Here is an 18,162-nt window from a genome sequence, read left to right as displayed (position 1 = left end):
CATCCTGTACCTTGTAAAACGGATAGGTTTCGTAAAACGGATCGGTTTCGTAAAACGGATAGGTTTCACTCAACGCCAGACGACGGTAGCCGTCGGTCGTGTCCTAAACGCCATCATGCCCTCGATGGCGTAACCCAACGCGGCATCGCCTGTAGCAAACTGCGGGTATAAGCCTGCTGCGGCGCCGCAAACAGCTGCGCGGTCGGCCCTTGTTCGATAATGGCGCCCTGCTGCATCACGATCAGCCGATCGCACAACCGGGCAGCGACGCGCAGGTCGTGGGTGACGAAGATCATCCCCAGCCCCAGATCGCGCTGAATCTCTTCCAGCAGCGCCAGAATCTGTTGCTGCACCGATACATCCAACGCCGACACCGCTTCGTCGGCCACCAGCACGCGCGGCTTACACGCCAACGCGCGGGCGATGGCCAACCGCTGGCGCTGACCGCCGGAGAATTGATGCGGATAGCGCGACAGCGACTCGCGCGGCAAGCGGATGCGATCCATCAACGTCTCGGCCAGCGCCTGCGCGCTCTCGCGGCTCAGGCCGAAATTCATGGCGCCCTCGCGGATCGACGAGCCCACGGTACGCCGTGGGTTAAACGAGCGATTGGGATCCTGAAACACCATCTGAACTTGCGAGCGCAGCGACCATAACTGGCGTTCCGGCAGCGATTGCACCGCCTTTTCCCCCCACTGGATCACGCCGGATGACGGGTCGATGAGCCGCATCAGACAGCGGGCGAAGGTGGATTTGCCCGAGCCGGACTCGCCGACGATGCCCACGGTCTCGCCGTAGTGCACCGCCAGGCTGGCGTCACGCAGGGCGGCCACGGTCTGACGACGGCCGAGAAAAGTACGACGGACATAGTTTTTCACCACCGCGTCAGCATTCAGCAGCGGCGTGCCGCGCTGCTTGTCGCCGCTGCGGCACGGTACGCCGTCAGGCACGCAATCGAGCAGCATCCGGGTATACGCCTGGGATGGCTGCCGCAGAACCTGTGCCGCCGCCCCCTGCTCCACGACGGCGCCTAAGTGCATCACCAGCACGTCATCGGCAATCTCCGCCACCACCCCCATATCGTGCGTGATGAACAACACCGCACAGCCATTTTCTTGTTGTAACTCACGGATCAGGCTGAGGATTTCCCGTTGGGTGGTGACATCCAGCGCCGTCGTCGGCTCATCGCAAATCAGCAGACGCGGGCGCAAAATCACCGCCATGGCGATCACGATGCGTTGCCGCTGGCCGCCGGAGAGCTGGTGCGGATAGCTGTGGTAGATACGTTCGGGATCCGGCAATTGTACCCGGGCGAATATCGCCAGAATCGCCGCTTTGCGCTCATCCCGCGACATCCGGCTGTGTGCGCGCAACATTTCATCCATCTGCTTCCCGCAAATCACCACCGGGTTAAGCGCGGTCATCGGCTCCTGAAACACCATACCGATCTGCGCGCCGCGCAACGCTTTGAGCACCGCCGGCGCCGCATACCGCCCTTGATTCAGCAACAGGGTGTCCCCCAGCCGCACCGTGCCATGCCGCACGGTCAGTTCACCGGCCAACAGGCCCATCAATGTCATGGCCAGCACCGATTTGCCGGAGCCGGATTCCCCCACCACACACAGGGTTTGCCCTGGATGCAGGGTCAGGGACAAGTCTTCTATCGCGTCGGCGCGATCGCCGCCAGCCGGCAGCGCCACGCGCAAGCGATCAATCGTCAATAGCGCCGGATCGGCGATCGGCGTTAATTGCGGGTCGGAATCGAGAGCAAACACGGCAGACATGGTTTTCCTCCGAATAGCGGCCATCAGGCGCGTTGGGCGAATTTGGGATCGAAGACGTCGCGCAGGCCATCGCCCAGCAGGTTGAACGCCAGTACGGTCGGCACCAGAAACAGCGCCGGGAACAGCACATTGCCGGGGTTCTGCGCAAACTGAATGCGCCCTTCGGACATGATGTTGCCCCAGGTAGGGATATCCGCCGGCAATCCCAGACCGAGAAAGCTCAGAATGGCTTCGGTCATGATGGCCGAGGCGGCGATAAAGGTGCCCTGCACCAGCAACGGCGCCAGCGAATTCGGCAGAATATCGCGCCACAGAATGGTCATGGACGGCGTCGCCAGCGCTCTGGCCGCCTCCACAAAGGGTTCATCGCGCAGGCTGATCACCAACGAACGCACCAGCCGGGTCACACGCGGCACTTCCGGGATGGCGATCGCCAGCACCACGGTCGGCAGGCTGGCGCCCAACATCGCCACCAGCGTGATAGCCAGCAACACCGAGGGGATCGCCATCAACCCGTCAACCACGCGCATCAACACCATGTCGAACCGGCGGTAATAGCCCGCCAACATGCCGATCAGGCATCCGCCTGCGACCGCCATCAGCGCCGTCGCAACGCCAACCAGCAACGAGATGCGCGTACCGAACAGTACCCGGCTCCAGATATCCCGCCCCATGCTGTCGCTCCCCATCAGAAACAGATGAGAAATGGTGCGGCCATCCATCAGCGTCACGTCGCCATGTGTTCCCGCCGCAACGGAAATAAAGTTGTAATCGATGGTGGTGGGGTCAAAGGTACCGAGCACCGGCGCCAACACGCCGAAGCAGAGCAACAGCGCCAATACCAGCGTCCCACAACGTACCGACAGGTTGCGCCACAATTTTTTCAGGGTATTCATTGTCTCGTCTCCGGGTCAGGTCAACCCGCGCTCAATAGCGAATACGCGGATCGAGCACCAGATAGCTGATATCCACCAGCATATTCACCACCACATACGCCAGCGCGAAGAACAGCACCACGCCCTGCAACACCGGGAAGTCCCGGTTAAGCACCGCGTCTACGGTCAACTGCCCCAGCCCCGGCACCGCGAACACGGTTTCCGTGACCACCACGCCCCCCAACAACAACGCCGCGCTGACGCCGATGATGGTTGCCACCGGCACCGCCGCATTTCTCAGCGCATGCCCCGTGAGCACGCGCCACTCATCAATCCCTTTGGCGCGGGCGGTACGGATGTAGTCCTCGGTCAGCGCCTCGCTGACTGCCGCGCGCGTCACCCTGGCCAGCAGCGCCACATAGGTAATCGACAACGACAGACAAGGCAGAATCAGTTGACGCAGCCAGGGCCAGAAACCGGCGCTCAACGGCTGGTAGCCCTGAACCGGCAACAGCGAGGTTTTTAACGCCAGGAAATAGATCAACACATAGCCGATGACGAACACCGGGATCGAAAAGCCGGCGACCGAAAACGCCATCACCGACCGATCCAGCCAGCCGCCCATCTTCCAGGCCGCCAGCGTCCCCAGCGGTACCGCGATCAGTACGGTCAACACCAGCGTCAGCAACGTCAGCGACAGGGTCGGCCCCAGACGCTGGCCGATCAGGTCGATGACCGGCGCGTTGAGGAAATAGGAGTACCCCAAATCACCGTTGGCGACGTGCTGGCACCAGATACCAAACTGCTGCCACAACGGCAACGTCAGTCCTAATTGGGCGCGAATGCGTTCCAGATCTTCGCCGCTGGCGCCGTTGCCGCCGATGATCGCCGCCGGGTCGCCGGGAGTGAGGCGCACAATCATGAACACCATCACCGCGACAATCATCAGCACCGGGATCAGGCTAAACAGCCGTTTTGCCATAAACATCAACATAGGAACCCTCCCGTATGACTATTGGGCGTTCGGGGCGCTACCCTTACGAATATTCCAGTACACCTGCGCCCCGGCCGGCACAATGCCGCTGACCGTATCGCGCACCGCCGCCGGGATCATGTACTGCCCCAATGGAACATGCGTCACCACCTGATAAGCATGACGTTGGATCTCACCGGCCAGTTGCTGTTTCACGGCGTCGTCGGTCGCCGCCGCGAAGCGCGCTTTCAACGCTTCCAGCTGCGGATCGTTCTGCCAGCCGAACCAGCCCTTGTCGCCGGTGGCATTCAGCATGGCGTTGTTCAGCGGATTCTGGATATCCTCCGCGCCCCAGGCGCTGATAAAGGCATTCCAGCCCCCGGCGTTGGGCGCATCTTTCTTCGCCCGCCGCGACACCAGGCTCTGCCAGTCCATATTCATCATTTCCACCTTGAACCCGGCCTGTTGCAGCATCTGCTGAGCGACCAGCGGCAACTTGCCGATGGTGGCGTTATCGGTCGGGCGCAACAGCACGATGGGCTCGCCTTTATAGCCAGACTGCTGCAACAGCGCTTTGGCCCGCGCCGGATCCGCTTTGCCGGTGAAAGCCGCGCCAGGGTCGGAAGCATAAGGCGTGCCGCAAGGGAACAGGCTGGCGCAGGTGCGATAGTATTGCGGCTGCCCGACTTGAGTGCGCAGCATCGGCTCCTGGCCGAGCGCCAGCATCGCCGCCTGCCGCACCTTCTCGTCATTGAACGGCGGCTGAATGAAGTTGAAGCGGAACATGAACTGATAGCCATTAGGCTGCGCATTGATCAGCTGCACATGAGGGGTTTTCCCCAACGTGGGAAGCTGCTCGAAGGCCGGCTGCTCCAGAATGTCCACTTCGTTGGCCAACAGCGCGTTCATCTGCGTTTGCGGGTCGCGGATGATTTTCCACTCCACCTCATCGACAAACACCTGTTTACCGCCAGCGGTGCCTGATGGCGGCTCACTGCGAGGCTTATAGGCGGTGTTTTTGCGGAACCACAGACTCTCGCCCGGCCGGAATTTTTCGGTTTCAAACACATACGGCCCGGAACCGATAATCTCCTTGATCGGCGTATCCGCCGGGGTATCGGCAATCCGCTTCGGCATGATGAACGGTACGTTGGAAGACGGTTTACCCAGCGCCTCCAGCACCGGGCCGAACGGCGTGCGGAAAACCAGTTTAAAGGTACGGTCATTGACGACGTCGTCATGATCCAACGCCCCGGCCATCAGCCCGCCCAAGGTATCTCGCGCCATCCAGCGTTTCAGGGAAGCCAGCACATCGGCGCTGGTGACTGGCGCGCCATCGCTGAACGCCAGCCCTTCGCGCAGGGTAAACGTCCAGGTTTTCTTGTCGTCGCTGGTTTGCCAGTCCTGCACCATCTGCGGTTTGATGGCGCCGCCCGCATCGGTGCCAAACAGGGTGTCAAACACCATATAGCCGAAGTTGCGGCTGGCGTAGGCGGTGGTCCATATCGGATCCAGCACGGTAATGTTGGACGCAGGAACAATACGCAGCGTATCGGCGACGGCAGGCATGGCGGGAAGCCAGTGCATCATGGCCAGAGACAATGCGCCAAGCAGGGGCAAACGTTGCCGGACAGGGGAAGAAACGTTCGCCGGGGATAAACGGTCATGCTTCATTGCCATCTCCTCACATGATTAAGAAAACGAATACGCTATTTACAAGGATGCTCAGTCAACGCCAGTATAGGAGCCGACGGGACAAGCACATATATACAGTGAAAATAAAATATTTAATAACAGTATGTTAGCCTTGCACCTTCAGAATGCGTTTTTTTAGAAACTCATCATTGCGGTGCATCTCTCGCACCAGAAAAGAACAAAAAAGCGACAAATCGGAGACAAAAATGGGGCTTTTGGATACGACATCGACGCAGCCGCTGGTGCGGCAAATTGTTGACCGCATCGCCGGACAAATTACCAAACGGCAATTGGCCCCAGGCACGCGCCTGCCTTCCATCCGGCAGCAAGCCCAGTTTTTCAACGTCAGTGTGATGACGGTGACTAACGCTTATAGCCGGCTGGTGGCGGAAGGCTTTCTCGTCGCGCAGGCCGGGCGGGGATATTTTGTCAGCGATACGCTGCCGCGCGGCGTCGTCGAACCGGAACCGGGCATCGATGTGAAGGTGGACAGGCTATGGCTGATCCAACGCGCTTACGAGGAAAACAACGCATTACTGAAAGCAGGTTGCGGCTGGATCCATCCGCAATGGCTGTATGGCGACGGCATGCGCCAGGCCCTGACCCGGCTGGCGCGCAACAAAACCCATAACCTGACGCAATACTCCTCGCCCCAGGGGTTGCTGCCGTTGCGTCAACAGCTGGAGCAGGTGCTGGCCCGGCGCGCCATCCACGTACCGGCCCGGCAAATCATGACCACCTCCGGCGCCACGCAGGCGCTGATCCTGCTGGTGCATTGCCTGACCCGGGCAGGCGACACCGTCTTCGTCGACTCCCCCGGCAACAGCACTTTTTTTATCCAATTACGGGCATTCGGCCTGAATCTGGTCGGCGCCCGACGCAGCCCCGACGGCTACGATCTCGTGGAGCTGGAGCAGCAGTTGCGTCAACATCGGCCGAAGCTGTTCTTCACCACCAGCCGGCTGCACAACCCCACCGGTTCATCATTACATCCGCGGGTCAGCGCCCGGCTGCTGCAACTGGCGCAAACCTACGACTTCACGCTGGTGGACAATGACGTGATGGCTGGATTAACGCCATCCGGGTTGACGACGCTGGCCAGCCAAGACCAACTGCGCCGGGTTTGTTATATCGGCAGCTTTTCTAAAACGCTGTCGCCGGAGCTGCGGGCCGGGTTTATCGCCTGCGATGAAGCGCTGAATGAGAAGCTGATGCTCTATAAGATGATCCACGGGCTCACCACCTCGGAGCTCACCGAAACGCTGTTATGGTCGATGCTGACGGAAAAAGGCTGGAATCTGCACCTCAAAGGCCTGGCGGCCAGGCTGGCCGAGGCGCAAAACGCCGTGTGCGACCGGCTGGAAGGGATCGGCCTGCGTCTGTTTCACCGCCCCGAGGGCGGGCCGTTTCTGTGGGCTTGCCTGCCGAAAGCGGTGGATCTCATGGCGATGACCCGCACCGCAGCCGAGCACGGCATCCTGCTGGCGCCGGGGCACTTGTTCCACGTCGAGCCCTGTCAGGAGCCCTGGCTGCGGTTTAACGTCTCCTATTGCCACCGGCCGGAAGTGTACGATTTCCTGTCCCGCTACATGAATGGCGATCTCCATTAATGGCGATATCGCCTGAAAACGGGACAAGGCGCGATCAGCGGCCGGAAGACAACGCGGTGGTTCGCCGTACTGCCGCCATAACGCTGCGCTGCAAACCCGCGGCGAAGTCGCTGTTATTCAGCTCGTACAGGCCGTTAATCCCCACCCCGGCCGGGGAGTTATTGATATCCATCAGCTGGCGCGGATGGCAGCCGCTGGCTTTCAGCATCTCCACCGCGCCCACCAGATTTTCCCACGCCACCTGCGTCGCCTGTTGACGAGGCAACCCGGCCAACACACCCGCATCCGCCAGCGACTCAATGAAGTAATACACATAATTCACGCCGGCCACCGCATAACCGGTAAAGACATCGATCAGCCGCTCCTCCAACATCATCACCTTGCCGAAACTTTCGAGGAACGGTCGCAACGGTTCGATCTTGGCCTGCGCATTGCATACCACGCCGCTGTAACCCAGGCCGGTATCGGTCAGGGTATTGGGGATGGTGCGCACGATGGGCCGTTCCGCCCCCAGCAGGGACGCGAGCTGCGCCAGCGTGACGCCCGCGATGATCGAAATCACCGTCGCCTGCGGTGCAGCGTACCGGTTGATCGTCTCGGCAACCGCCGCGATGTCATCCTGCGGGCGTACCCCCATCACGATGTAATCCGCACCCGCTATCGCCCCATGCTCGCTGAGCGGGTTGGTTAGCTGGTAACGCTCGCGCAACGTCAGGACACGTTGCGGGTCGATATCAGACAGCGTGATCTCGCCGGCGCTGACGGCCTGACGACGAATAGCCGCGCGGATAATGGCTTCGGCCATCTGGCCGGCGCCGATAAAATGAATATGGCTCATGCTCGCTCTCCCGAAAACAGACGAATAATACAGTTATGCCGCTTAACCTATGCCGCTTAACCACGGTCTGTGTTGGCTGAATGGATGACTGCCTTTTTATGGCAATCTGAAGAAAAATGATGAGTAATACCGCCTCAAGAAATATAACCCTGACAACATAATGCCAATAGCCAATAGCCAATAGCCAATAGCCAATAGCCAATAGCCAATAGCCAATAGCCAATAGCCAATAGCCAATAGCCAATAGCCAATAGCCAATAGCCAATAGCCAGCATTGGCAACAATCCTTCCAGATTCAATATTATTTCAGCGCGGCGCGCCATCATTCCGAACGCCGCCGTTCTATTGAGTGACAACGCAAAATTCAGACTACTGACGATGATTTCTTACCAAAATAAATACGCGCCAATCCCTCTTTGGTGACTTCAACAGCATGTTCTGCGCTCAGGGAAATATGTTGTTCAATTAATTTAACCCCGGTATCGACATCCCGTTGACGCAATGCAGCAATAATGTCCACATGCTCATCATAGGCATTATTCCGACGCACCGGCGTTTCCAGATCAATACGGCGAAAGAAACGGCTTAATGAATTTAGGCTGTCCAACATTTCATACAGCCGGGCATTTTGGGAAATACGGGCAATTTCCATATGAAAATGCTCGTCGGCCTCGGCAATCTTTTCCCAATCCTGAGGCACCTGCTGCTGAGCCTGTCGCAGGCTGACATCCTCCCAGATCGCCGTCGTCGCGGCGATTTCTTCATCGGTAGCCCGCAAACAGGCGAAGCGAAACGTCGCCTGCTCAATCACCATGCGGACTTCATACAACTCGCGCACCCCTTCTGGCGTGAGGTCGCGGGAATAAAAACCCCGGTTTGGCACAAAATTCATAAACCCGTCCTTAGCCAAGCGATTGAGCGCCTCGCGTACCGGCGTGCGCGACACACCCAGCTGCGTGGACAGTTCCACCTCATTAATCCGTTCACCGGGCCGAAAGTGGTAGTCGATAGCCAGTGTTTTTATCTTTTCATACACTTTCTCAACACTATCGGCACTGCGCGCCGTTTTTTTGGCAATAACCACAATGACCCCTTTTATTCTCTTCGATTATTTTTATCCGTGATGAACCCGATTTAAAAAACGGGAAAATATTATTCACACCGATAATGAATAATTCATAGCACAGCTATAAACACAACTCAACACAAAACTGCATACACTTTTTCGATAAAGATGTTATGAAAAAAATACGCTAAAAAAAAGAATACATTCCATATCACACCATTATTTTGCACCAAAATATGGCATCGGCTGCGCCAAAATAGCAATAAGTGTATACACATATGCACATAAAGACCTATAACCCTTGTTGAATAACGATGACGGACGGCTCAGAGATATTTTTATTTTATTTAACCGACCCGTTGTATTTATTCATAAAACCCCTGACTTCACGCTCGCATCTCCAGGTATTTTTCTGTTATGCGCCATCGGCTGGCACGTTGGTTGCTTAACACACAACTGTATGCACTTTTACATTCACTTGTGCGTATTACCGTTATCCCCATAATAGTTCGTGTTGCAGGGCAATCGGCCGACATTTTGAACCACGCTACACGTCGACCTTTTACAGGCAAGCTCGCCATGACGTCACCACATGGCGAATCCTCACATGCTGATGACAACCATCAGCGGAAGGAGTGAGTAAAGCCGATGCGCCGAAAACCTGAAATTATGACGGGCATAACCTATTCGTCAGCACCGGAGACCCCTTATGAAGAGTCGTTTACGTCAGGTTATTACGCTGTCCGCTGTAACGGGCATGGCCTTGTCAGCGTCGGTACATACCGCTTATGCCGATGTGAATCTGGGCGCGATTTTGCCGCTAACCGGCACCAGCGCCAGCATCGGCGAAGATCAACGCCGCGGAATCGAACTGGCGGTGGAAAACATTAACGCCCACGGCGGCGTTAACGGACAAAAACTCACTGTGATTACCGAAGACTCTGCCGGCAACCCGGTAACGGGCCTGAATGCGGTACGCAAACTGACACAAGTTAACAAGGTGCCGCTGGTCGTGGGCGACTTTTCTTCCAGCGTCACTATCCCGGTGGGCCAGTATCTGGTGAAAAACCATCTGCTACACATCAATATCTCCGGCACCAGTACCGATGTGCGCAAAATCGGCAAGACCTCATGGAGCGTCATCGGGCTGGACGATCTCTCTGCCCGCTTCTCGGCGCAAGATGTCTGGAAACAAGGCTGGCGTAAAGTGGCCTTTGTCGCCCCCGACGGCGCCTACGGACAGGGCATGGCGGAACAGTTCACCCAAGCCTTTGAAAAAGCCGGCGGCAAAGTCGTCGCCAACGTGTTGTACACCAGCGGGCAGCCGTCTTACCGCCGCGAACTGGAACAAATCGCCCGCGCGCACCCGGATGCATACGTTTATACCAGCTACGGCCAAGATGCGATCGTGCTTAACCGCGAAGCCTGGGAGCTGGGGCTGCACCAGACCCCCTGGTATGGCATGTACCTGACCATGGCTATCGCCGGCTCGCCGGCCCAGTACACCAACGGTCAACTCGGTATGGAAGTGGCCGGCATCGGGGATCGCGCCGCCGTCGACGGCGATAAAAGTTACGCGGTCACTTATCAACAACGTTTCAATGAAAAGCCGCGCTCGGTATACGGCAGCTACGCCTTCGACAGCGTCATGCTGGCCGCCGCCGCCATCCGGCAGGCACACAGCGCGGAACCCGCAGCGATGATTAGCGCCATGCAAACCGTTGCGCCGGGCTTCACCGGACTGACCGGCAAGCTCGATCTGGATACGGACAACCAGCGTCAGAGCCAACCGTACTTGCAGGTCAAAGCGGCCGACGGAAACCTGATCGCACGCTAATCCGACATCCTCGTTAACGTTACGCCAGCAGGGATACGTTATGTTGCAGTTTATTCTCGACACATTGATTCGCACCGCGGATTTGTCGCTGGTCGCACTGGGGTTAAGCCTGGTGTATGGGCTGGTACGGTTCGCCAACATTGCCCATATGCAATACGCCATGGTCGGTGCCTTTCTGACCGCCGCCGGGTTGCAACTGGGCATGCACCTCTCACAGGCGATGCTGTTTTCCGCGGTGATCTGCGGCTTGCTGTCCATGCTGTTGCACCACTGGGTCTTTCAGCCCTTACTGAAAACCGGCACCGCCAACGCCATGATTGGCTCGCTGGCGGTATCGATGGTGCTGATCGCCCTCATGCTCGGGGTCGAGGGATCGTCCCCTATCAGTTATCAGCTGCCCATCAGCGACATCTGGCAGATAGCAGGCTCACGGATTTCCGCCGACGAAGTCTGGAGCCTCGCCTTTACCGCGGCGCTGGTGCTGATCTTCGGCGCCCTGCTGTTCCATACCCCGCAAGGGCGCGCCATCCGGGCACTGGCCAGTAACCGTGATCTGGCGGCGGCCTCCGGGTTGAACGCCAGCGCCATCGTGCATAGCGTCAATCTGTTGGCCGGTATGCTGGCCGGCATCGGCGGTTCGATGATGGCGATGAACGCCAGCGCCTATATCAACCAGGGTAACGATCTGATGCTGCCGGTGTTGGCCTCGGCCATCCTGGGCGGGCTCGGCAACCCGCTGGGCGCACTCTTCGGCGCGTTGCTGATCGCCACCACGGAAACACTGGTGACGACGATCAACTGGGGCTGGTTAGTGGATAGAGAGATGGCGTTTATCCCGGTGACTTGGGTTAACACATCGTCATTCGTCATGCTGCTGTTGGCGCTGCTGTTGCGTCCATACGGCCTGTTCAACCGGGAGGTGCGCCGTGTCTGAGTTCTTATTGCATATCTGCTGTATCGGCGGTATCTACGCCATTATTGCGCTGGCCCTCAATCTGCAGGCAGGTTATGCCGGCCTGCTGAACTTCGGCCATATCGCTTTCGTCGGCATCGGCGCTTACGCCATCGGTATCGGCAGCCAATTCGATCTACCGCTACTGGTGGTCATCCCGGCGGGGATCCTCTGTGCGCTGCTGGTGAGCATACTGATGGCGTTGCTGGGGCGTCAGCTTTCCGCCGACTATTGGGGGATCGCCACCCTCGCGCTGGCGGAAATCATCCGTATCGCCGTCATGAATGCTGGCGGGTTGACCGGCGGCGCCCAGGGCATCGGCGGCCTGAGCGCCCCCTGGTCGAGCGACGGACAAGCCACCGACGCGCTGATCTTCGCCGCACTGATTTTCATTGTGCTCATACTCTGCACGCTGGCGTCGGTACGCCTGGCCGACAGCCGCTTCGGCCGTGCGCTACGTCTGATGCGCGAACAGCCGCAACTGGCGATGTGTATGGGCTACGCCCTGCCGTGGCTCAAGTGCCGCGCCCTGATGTGCAGCGCCCTGATGTGCAGCCTGGCCGGTATGCTGCTGGCCTGGTACACCGCCTATGTCAGCCCCGACTATCTGTTGTCATCGGAAACCTTTCTCATCTGGAGCATGGTGATGATCGGCGGGCTGGGTAATATCCGTGGGGTGTTGCTGGGCGTGGCGTTGGTGGAAGTCTTATACAACTTTATTCCTTTCGCCAGAGACTATCTGCAGATCGGCTCCGACCTGACCGGCGCGCTGCGGTTAGGGCTGACGGGACTTGCCATGCTGTTATGCCTGCTGACCCGCCCCGGTGGACTGCTGCCTGAAAAAATGAGGGTCTTATCATGACCCGACTGCTTCATGTGGAGAACATCAGCAAAGCCTTTGGCGGCAACCGGGTACTGGAATCGGTCACGTTTAGCCTGCATCGGGGCGAGATTCTGGGGCTATTGGGGCCCAATGGCTCCGGGAAAAGCACTCTGCTTAACGCCATCTCCGGATTTACCCCTGTCGATCGCGGCACCATCACGCTCAGAGAGCAACGCCTCGATACACTGGCGACGCATAAAATCATCGACGCCGGCATCGCCCGTACCTTTCAGCTCCCGGCCATGCCGGCAAAAATGAGCGTATTGGACGTGGTGATGGCGGCCGGCACCCGCCATCACGGCGTCTGGAACGGCCTGCTGTCGCTGCCTTCCGGCCGCCGCGCCGAGCGGGAGGATCGGGCCCAGGCCCGTGGGTTACTGGATACACTACGGCTGGACAACGTGCGGGACTTGCCGGCCGCCGCGTTGTCCGGCGGGCAGAAAAAACTGCTGGGCATCGCCTGCGCCCTGATGGGCAAACCATCCGTGCTGATGCTTGACGAGCCCATGGCCGGCGTACACCCCAAATTACGCCAGGATCTGGTAGAGACCTTGCGTAGCTTGAGCCGGCAAGGCATCTCCCTGCTGGTGATCGAGCATGATATGCACTTCATCGGCACGCTGTGTCAGCGCTGCATCGTGCTGGATCGCGGGCACATCGTCGCCGATTGCGCCCCCGACGAACTCTCGCGCAATCAACAGGTACTGGACGCCTACCTAGGGGCGGGCAACGCAACATTACGGGAGGAGGCGATATGATCGCACTAAATCAAGTGGTGGCCGGTTACAGCGCCGGTATTGATATCCTGCACGGTGTGTCGTTGACGGTGGCGCAAGCGGAAATCGTTACCCTGCTCGGCCCCAACGGATGCGGCAAGTCCACACTGCTGAAATGCATCGCGGGTTTTCTCTCTCCGCGTCAGGGCAGCATCGAGATTAACGGCCAGGAAACCGCCGCCATTCCGGTGCACCGCAAAATCCGCGAATGCGCGCTGGGGTTCGTACCGCAGTTGGATAATGTCTTCAACAACCTGACCGTGGCGGAAAACCTGCAAACCGGCGGGCAGTTTCTGGCCCCCAGGCAACGGCGTCTGCGCATGGCGCAACTGGCGGAACAATACCCGATGCTGCGCCGCAAATGGCACGCGCCCGCCTCGGCCCTCTCCGGCGGCGAACGGCAGATTCTGGCGTTGGCTCGGGCGCTGATGCCCAGCCCTTCGGTGCTACTGCTGGATGAACCCTCCGCCGGATTGTCGCCTAAAATGTTGCAGGACGTGTTCAGCGCCATCCAAACCGTTCGCCGTCAGGAAAAAGTGACCATCCTGATGGTGGAGCAAAACGCCATGGAAGCGCTGCACATTTCCGATCGCGCCTATGTGTTGGCGCTGGGAAAAGTCGCCATGAGCGGCCCCGCCGACGCCTTGTTGAATGACCCGCAGATGCGCGAACTCTATTTCGGCGGGCGCGCCGCCTGATAAGCCACGGAGAATCACGACGATGACCAAGGAGAATACATAATGCCGCTCACGCCTGTTATCGATCACGCGGTGATCAATGTGAATGAGCAGCTCGACCGGGCCTGTGCGTTGTTCCAGCGCATGGGGTTTCAACTGTCCACACGCGGCCATCACTCGATGGGCTCCAGCAACCATCTGGCTATTTTTGGCGACAACTATCTGGAACTGCTGGGCTACGAACCGGAGAGAGCACCGGGCAAACGTGGTCTATGGCAGACGCCGCCCGGCCTGGCCGGGTTGGTGTGGAAAACCACGGACGCGCAGCAGGTCTACCCGCAGTTGCAACGATGCGGGCTCGACGGCGAACCGCCGACAGCATTTTCGCGTCCGGTCACGCTACCGGACGGCCGTCAGTTGACGGCGAAGTTTTGCATCACCCGGCTGAACGCTAACGCTATCGATTACGGCTTCAGTTTCTTCTGCCAGCACCTCACGCCGCAGGCGGTGTGGCAACCGGCATGGCAACAGCACCCCAACAGCGTCCAGGCGATGACCGCGTTCGTCATCATGGCGGAGGATCCCCACGCCGCCATCGCGCCCTATGCGCGCCTGTTCGCCCAATCCCCGCTGGAGGAAACCGCCGAACACGGCTGGCTGCTGCCGGCGGGAACGGCCTGCCTGCGGGTCATCACTCCATCGCAGGCAATGGAGGAATACCGTCTACCGCCGGAGCGCGCCAAGGGGACGCGGATGATCGCCCTGGATTTCCGGGTGTCATCGCTATCACGGTTGACCGACAGCTTGCGCCACGGCGATATCGCGTATCAACACTCCGTCGGTCGGGTTCTGGTGCCCGAGCAACAGAGCAGCGGGTTGGCGCTGCGTTTCAGTGAATAGCCGCCGACGGCGTCCACGCCGTCCGGACGCCTGACGCGCTAAAAAAACCCTGTACCGCCCGACAACGGCGCCGGGCGACGCCAGCGTGGTGTCGGTACAGGGAAACTCGCTCTCGATAAGCATGATTTCAACTATGTGCTCGACGTGCGCCAGCTCACCACCATGATGGGGTTGGTGGCGGCCAACGATAGCGTCAGTATCGTCACCGGATTGACCCGGTTTCAGTTCCAGCACCGGGACATCACGATCGTGCCCTTCCGCGATCTGTCACTGCAACGCGGGGTTTATTGGGTGACGGATCGGGAGCGGAAACTCTCGCTGTGCGCCACGGCGTTCTATGATTTCCTGCAGGAAAAGGCCCAGAGTTTTTATCACCGCGTCTCCCGGTGAACGAAGTGGCAGCGCCTCATCTGGGCGCCACAGTAACGTGCGCACGGCCACGAAGGACGACCACTCACACATCACGACGTTACCGCCCATAGTGTGGGCCGGCCGTCACCGAATCACGCAAGATGAGGCGGGCCGGGAAGGTTTTACGCTGCTGCAACGTTCCGCCATCCAGCATAAAGATCAGCGTATTGATGGTTTCCTGGATCATCTCGGTGATTGGCACTTTGACGCTGGAAAGTGAAGGAATGGTAAACGGCGCCATCGGGATATCATCGAAACCAACTACCGATACCTGCCCAGGCACGGCGACGCCGCGCTCGAACAGCCGTTTCAACGCACCGATAGCCATATCGTCATTGCTGGCCACCAGCGCGGTGAATACGGCCTGACGCTCAAGCAACGTATTGACGGCATTCACACCGCACGGCGGCGTCCATTTCCCCTCGACAATCAGCGCGTCGCGCACCGGGATCCGGTACTGCTCCAGCGCCGCTTTATAACCGGACAGTCGTTCCACGCCGGTGGGGGAATCTTGCGAGCCGGTCACAAACGCGATGTCCCGATGACCCAGTTCGATAAGCTGCGTTACCGCATCAAAGCTGGATGCCCGTTGATCGGAATAGATACAGTAGCTGTCGTTTTCCCGGAGCCGTCGGTTTATCACCATGATCGGTTGTTTATGCTGGTTGATGATGGCGTCCATGTCATCAATGCTTAAAAACCGCGGGTGCGTGATGAGCGCATCGCAACGTAAATCCAGCAGAAACTGGATCGCCGCCCGTTCCTCTTCCGCGCTGTGCTTACCATCCGCCAGAATCAGCTGGCGGCCTTGCGCCTCCGTCATTCTGGCGGCGTGGAACAGCAGTTCGCTAAAGTAAGTGCCATGGTACAGGGCATTGGTGATCACCAACCCGATAGTTTGCGACTTTTGCGTGGCGAGATTACGGGCCAGCAGATTCGGGCGAAAACCGCTCTCCGCGATCGCCTTAAACACCTTATCGCGGGTCTCCTGGCTGACATACCCATTACCGGACAACACCCGGGATACCGTCGATTTGGCAACCCCCGCCCGCTTCGCCACTTCAAGTATGGTGGTCATCTTCGCTCCCCGTCTTCACGTCGTTAATGCCGTCAGTTTATCCAATTTACGCTTAGTTTTCAGTAGGTTCATTCTTTGCGTTGCTATCGCTGGGTTATTTATGGTGATCACCATCACGAAAAAGAAAATTGCTCACATCACCATCTTGTCTGTCCGAATGAAACTCTTCATGATTTTGTGGAACCGGTTCCCTATCCCGATTTATGCCGCAGAATCCTCACCCGCACGGAGCATCGGGCAGGCAGGCGCGAGTCGGGTGTAAGACGTTCTACGCTGCGGTCAACAGACCAACGCGAAGGTGTACCTGACTGCTATTAAGAGATAACCATTTCATGTCAAAGAATTACGCGCTGACCTCCCGCGCCATCGTCGATGCGCTGGGCGGACTGAACAATATCGACGCCGTCACGCACTGCATGACACGTTTGCGGTTCGTGGTGAAAGACAAATCACAAGTAGACAACGCCACGCTGAAGGCCATTGAGGGCGTGATGGGCGTGGTGAACACGGAATCCCAGTGCCAGGTGATCATCGGCAATAACGTCGCCAAAGCCTATCAGGAAGTGTTAAAACTCGGCCCGGCGGGGGCGCTGGGCGAGGCGCCGACGACAACACGTAAAATTACGCTGAAGAGCATCGGCGCCGGTATTCTCGACGCGCTGATCGGCACGATGTCGCCATTGATCCCGGCGATCATCGGTGGGTCAATGGTCAAACTCCTGGCCATGATCCTGGATATGGCTGGCGTCTTTACTAAAGGCTCCTCGACGCTGGTCATTCTCAACGTTATCGGCGACGGCGCATTCTTTTTCCTGCCGATCATGGTGGCAGCCTCGGCGGCGTTGAAATTCAAAACCAATATGTCGCTGGCGATCGCGATCGCCGGGGTGCTGGTACACCCGAGCTTTATCGACCTGATGGCGAAAGCGGCCGCCGGGCAACCGGTGCAACTGGCGTTTATCCCGGTGACAGCGGTGAAATACACCTACACGGTGATCCCGGCGCTGTGCATGACCTGGATCCTGTCTTATATCGAAAAAGGCATCGATCGCATCACCCCGGCGGTGACGAAAAACTTCCTCAAACCGATGCTGATTGTGTTGGTTTCCGCGCCCATCGCCATCGTGCTGATCGGCCCGCTGGGGATCTGGATCGGTAGCGGCATCTCCGCCATCGTGTATACCATTCACGGCTATCTGGGCTGGCTGTCGGTGGCCATCATGGGCGCGCTCTGGCCACTGCTGGTAATGACCGGCATGCACCGCGTGTTTACGCCGACCATCATCCAGACCATCGCCGAGGCCGGTAAAGAAGGCATGGTGATGCCATCCGAGATCGGCGCCAACCTGTCGCTCGGCGGCTCCTCGCTGGCGGTGGCCTTCCGCACCAAAAACCGCGAACTGCGTCAGACGGCGTTGGCGGCGGCCGCTTCCGCCATCATCGCCGGGATTTCCGAACCGGCGTTGTACGGTGTGGCAGTGCGACTGAAACGTCCGCTTATCGCCAGCCTGATCAGCGGCTTTATCTGCGGCGCGGTGGCGGGTATCGGCGGCCTGGCTAGCCATTCGATGGCGGCGCCGGGGCTGTTCACCAGCGTGCAATTCTTCGACCCGGCCAACCCGATGAGCATCGTGTGGGTGATTGGCGTCATGATGTTGGCGGTGGTGCTCTCGTTCATCATCACCTTGATCATGGGCTTCGAGGATATTCCTGAAACCGACGAGGCGCCTAAAGCACAAGCCACGGCGGCGCCGGTTGCCGCACAGCCCGTTGAGCCGGTCAAGACGGCCAGTGCCAGTTAACCCGT

The 18,162-nt window shown here is 58.8% G+C and carries 17 protein-coding genes and 1 pseudogene; 10 read left to right on the top strand and 8 right to left on the bottom strand.

The window, feature by feature from the left end:
• Window positions 1-113 precede the first annotated feature (113 nt).
• Genes DPA2511_RS09500 through DPA2511_RS09485 form a run of 4 tightly spaced genes read right to left on the bottom strand, consistent with a single transcriptional unit; the run spans window position 114 to window position 5,306 of the window.
• The gene (locus tag DPA2511_RS09500) at window positions 114-1,784 is read right to left on the bottom strand and encodes a dipeptide ABC transporter ATP-binding protein (protein ID WP_012765450.1); all 1,671 of its coding nucleotides are present in this window, start codon (window positions 1,782-1,784) and stop codon (window positions 114-116) included.
• Between the two features lie 23 nt (window positions 1,785-1,807).
• The gene (locus tag DPA2511_RS09495) at window positions 1,808-2,680 is read right to left on the bottom strand and encodes an ABC transporter permease (protein ID WP_012765449.1); all 873 of its coding nucleotides are present in this window, start codon (window positions 2,678-2,680) and stop codon (window positions 1,808-1,810) included.
• 31 nt (window positions 2,681-2,711) lie between these two features.
• A complete protein-coding gene (locus DPA2511_RS09490) occupies window positions 2,712-3,653 on the bottom strand; it encodes an ABC transporter permease (protein WP_012765448.1) in 942 nt (313 codons plus the stop codon).
• Between the two features lie 18 nt (window positions 3,654-3,671).
• The gene (locus DPA2511_RS09485) at window positions 3,672-5,306 is read right to left on the bottom strand and encodes an ABC transporter substrate-binding protein (protein WP_012765447.1); all 1,635 of its coding nucleotides are present in this window, start codon (window positions 5,304-5,306) and stop codon (window positions 3,672-3,674) included.
• A 227-nt stretch (window positions 5,307-5,533) separates the two neighbouring features.
• On the opposite strand from DPA2511_RS09485, the gene DPA2511_RS09480 reads away from it, so the two are divergent.
• A complete protein-coding gene (locus DPA2511_RS09480) occupies window positions 5,534-6,937 on the top strand; it encodes an aminotransferase-like domain-containing protein (RefSeq protein WP_023638286.1) in 1,404 nt (467 codons plus the stop codon).
• A gap of 34 nt (window positions 6,938-6,971) precedes the next feature.
• Here the strand turns inward: DPA2511_RS09480 and DPA2511_RS09475 are convergent, their stop codons facing one another.
• The 3 genes from DPA2511_RS09475 to DPA2511_RS09465 all read right to left on the bottom strand — a co-directional run bounded on the left by DPA2511_RS09475 (window position 6,972) and on the right by DPA2511_RS09465 (window position 8,859).
• Window positions 6,972-7,775, bottom strand: coding sequence for a pyrroline-5-carboxylate reductase family protein (locus DPA2511_RS09475; protein ID WP_012765445.1), 804 nt, complete (start codon window positions 7,773-7,775; stop codon window positions 6,972-6,974).
• 134 nt (window positions 7,776-7,909) lie between these two features.
• Entirely contained in the window at window positions 7,910-8,101 is a 192-nt protein-coding gene (locus tag DPA2511_RS21475) for a hypothetical protein (protein ID WP_051122244.1), read from the bottom strand.
• Between the two features lie 38 nt (window positions 8,102-8,139).
• The gene (locus tag DPA2511_RS09465) at window positions 8,140-8,859 is read right to left on the bottom strand and encodes a GntR family transcriptional regulator (RefSeq protein WP_012765443.1); all 720 of its coding nucleotides are present in this window, start codon (window positions 8,857-8,859) and stop codon (window positions 8,140-8,142) included.
• 691 nt (window positions 8,860-9,550) lie between these two features.
• Between DPA2511_RS09465 and DPA2511_RS09460 the strand changes: the two genes are divergently transcribed.
• From DPA2511_RS09460 to DPA2511_RS09430, 7 genes and pseudogenes are all read left to right on the top strand, one after another.
• Window positions 9,551-10,678, top strand: coding sequence for an ABC transporter substrate-binding protein (locus DPA2511_RS09460; protein ID WP_012765442.1), 1,128 nt, complete (start codon window positions 9,551-9,553; stop codon window positions 10,676-10,678).
• 40 nt (window positions 10,679-10,718) lie between these two features.
• Window positions 10,719-11,612, top strand: coding sequence for a branched-chain amino acid ABC transporter permease (locus tag DPA2511_RS09455; protein WP_012765441.1), 894 nt, complete (start codon window positions 10,719-10,721; stop codon window positions 11,610-11,612).
• A complete protein-coding gene (locus DPA2511_RS09450; RefSeq protein WP_012765440.1) occupies window positions 11,605-12,492 on the top strand; it encodes a branched-chain amino acid ABC transporter permease in 888 nt (295 codons plus the stop codon). The genes DPA2511_RS09455 and DPA2511_RS09450 overlap by 8 nt, the downstream gene beginning before the upstream one ends.
• The gene (locus DPA2511_RS09445) at window positions 12,489-13,271 is read left to right on the top strand and encodes an ABC transporter ATP-binding protein (protein WP_012765439.1); all 783 of its coding nucleotides are present in this window, start codon (window positions 12,489-12,491) and stop codon (window positions 13,269-13,271) included. Before DPA2511_RS09450 ends, DPA2511_RS09445 begins: the two co-directional genes overlap by 4 nt.
• Window positions 13,268-13,987: an ABC transporter ATP-binding protein gene (locus DPA2511_RS09440; RefSeq protein WP_012765438.1), complete on the top strand. Its 720-nt coding sequence runs from the start codon at window positions 13,268-13,270 to the stop codon at window positions 13,985-13,987. Before DPA2511_RS09445 ends, DPA2511_RS09440 begins: the two co-directional genes overlap by 4 nt.
• Window positions 13,988-14,029: 42 nt before the next feature.
• The gene (locus DPA2511_RS09435) at window positions 14,030-14,866 is read left to right on the top strand and encodes a VOC family protein (RefSeq protein ID WP_012765437.1); all 837 of its coding nucleotides are present in this window, start codon (window positions 14,030-14,032) and stop codon (window positions 14,864-14,866) included.
• Window positions 14,867-14,998: 132 nt separating this feature from the next.
• Window positions 14,999-15,256, top strand: a pseudogene (locus DPA2511_RS09430) (LysR substrate-binding domain-containing protein); the annotation flags it as partial.
• Window positions 15,257-15,335: 79 nt separating this feature from the next.
• Here the strand turns inward: DPA2511_RS09430 and DPA2511_RS09425 are convergent.
• On the bottom strand, window positions 15,336-16,355 hold the full coding sequence (locus DPA2511_RS09425) for a LacI family DNA-binding transcriptional regulator (RefSeq protein ID WP_012765436.1): 1,020 nt from the start codon (window positions 16,353-16,355) through the stop codon (window positions 15,336-15,338).
• Between the two features lie 100 nt (window positions 16,356-16,455).
• Between DPA2511_RS09425 and DPA2511_RS23895 the strand changes: the two genes are divergently transcribed.
• Both DPA2511_RS23895 and ascF read left to right on the top strand, forming a co-directional pair.
• Window positions 16,456-16,617 (top strand): hypothetical protein, encoded by a 162-nt coding sequence (locus tag DPA2511_RS23895; protein WP_023638283.1) that lies wholly within the window; start codon window positions 16,456-16,458, stop codon window positions 16,615-16,617.
• Window positions 16,618-16,687: 70 nt separating this feature from the next.
• Window positions 16,688-18,157 (top strand): PTS cellobiose/arbutin/salicin transporter subunit IIBC, encoded by a 1,470-nt coding sequence (gene ascF / locus DPA2511_RS09415; RefSeq protein WP_012765435.1) that lies wholly within the window; start codon window positions 16,688-16,690, stop codon window positions 18,155-18,157.
• Window positions 18,158-18,162 lie beyond the last annotated feature (5 nt).

This window comes from Musicola paradisiaca NCPPB 2511 (assembly GCF_000400505.1).
GTDB classification, from domain to species: domain Bacteria; phylum Pseudomonadota; class Gammaproteobacteria; order Enterobacterales; family Enterobacteriaceae; genus Musicola; species Musicola paradisiaca.
The sequence above is the reverse complement of the archived record's forward strand: the minus strand, read 5'-3'. Positions and strand labels throughout refer to the sequence as shown.

Coding starts and splice junctions, on each gene's coding strand:
- DPA2511_RS09500 (WP_012765450.1), bottom strand. CDS start 1,784: ATGTCTGCCGTGTTTGCTCTCGATTCCGACCCGCAATTAACGCCGATC.
- DPA2511_RS09495 (WP_012765449.1), bottom strand. CDS start 2,680: ATGAATACCCTGAAAAAATTGTGGCGCAACCTGTCGGTACGTTGTGGG.
- DPA2511_RS09490 (WP_012765448.1), bottom strand. CDS start 3,653: ATGTTGATGTTTATGGCAAAACGGCTGTTTAGCCTGATCCCGGTGCTG.
- DPA2511_RS09485 (WP_012765447.1), bottom strand. CDS start 5,306: ATGAAGCATGACCGTTTATCCCCGGCGAACGTTTCTTCCCCTGTCCGG.
- DPA2511_RS09480 (WP_023638286.1), top strand. CDS start 5,534: ATGGGGCTTTTGGATACGACATCGACGCAGCCGCTGGTGCGGCAAATT.
- DPA2511_RS09475 (WP_012765445.1), bottom strand. CDS start 7,775: ATGAGCCATATTCATTTTATCGGCGCCGGCCAGATGGCCGAAGCCATT.
- DPA2511_RS21475 (WP_051122244.1), bottom strand. CDS start 8,101: ATGATGGCGCGCCGCGCTGAAATAATATTGAATCTGGAAGGATTGTTG.
- DPA2511_RS09460 (WP_012765442.1), top strand. CDS start 9,551: ATGAAGAGTCGTTTACGTCAGGTTATTACGCTGTCCGCTGTAACGGGC.
- DPA2511_RS09455 (WP_012765441.1), top strand. CDS start 10,719: ATGTTGCAGTTTATTCTCGACACATTGATTCGCACCGCGGATTTGTCG.
- DPA2511_RS09445 (WP_012765439.1), top strand. CDS start 12,489: ATGACCCGACTGCTTCATGTGGAGAACATCAGCAAAGCCTTTGGCGGC.
- DPA2511_RS09440 (WP_012765438.1), top strand. CDS start 13,268: ATGATCGCACTAAATCAAGTGGTGGCCGGTTACAGCGCCGGTATTGAT.
- DPA2511_RS09435 (WP_012765437.1), top strand. CDS start 14,030: ATGCCGCTCACGCCTGTTATCGATCACGCGGTGATCAATGTGAATGAG.
- DPA2511_RS09425 (WP_012765436.1), bottom strand. CDS start 16,355: ATGACCACCATACTTGAAGTGGCGAAGCGGGCGGGGGTTGCCAAATCG.
- DPA2511_RS23895 (WP_023638283.1), top strand. CDS start 16,456: ATGGTGATCACCATCACGAAAAAGAAAATTGCTCACATCACCATCTTG.
- ascF (WP_012765435.1), top strand. CDS start 16,688: ATGTCAAAGAATTACGCGCTGACCTCCCGCGCCATCGTCGATGCGCTG.